Annotated in this window: 1 rRNA gene; it reads left to right on the top strand. The window is 48.3% G+C overall.

Annotated features, from left to right (window positions below):
* Positions 1–52: 52 nt before the first annotated feature.
* Positions 53–234, top strand: a 16S ribosomal RNA gene (locus tag KW829_RS22840); the annotation flags it as partial.

Below are 234 nucleotides of genomic sequence, written 5' to 3'. Positions count from 1 at the left end.
TGAGTGAACATACGTAATTCATTACGAAGTTTAATTCACGAGCATCAAACTTAAATTGAAGAGTTTGATCATGGCTCAGATTGAACGCTGGCGGCAGGCCTAACACATGCAAGTCGAGCGGCAGCGGAAAGTAGCTTGCTACTTTGCCGGCGAGCGGCGGACGGGTGAGTAATGTCTGGGAAACTGCCTGATGGAGGGGGATAACTACTGGAAACGGTAGCTAATACCGCATAA

The organism is Enterobacter sp. ENT02 (genome assembly GCF_019219165.1).
GTDB classification, from domain to species: domain Bacteria; phylum Pseudomonadota; class Gammaproteobacteria; order Enterobacterales; family Enterobacteriaceae; genus Enterobacter; species Enterobacter mori.
The sequence above is the reverse complement of the archived record's forward strand: the minus strand, read 5'-3'. Positions and strand labels throughout refer to the sequence as shown.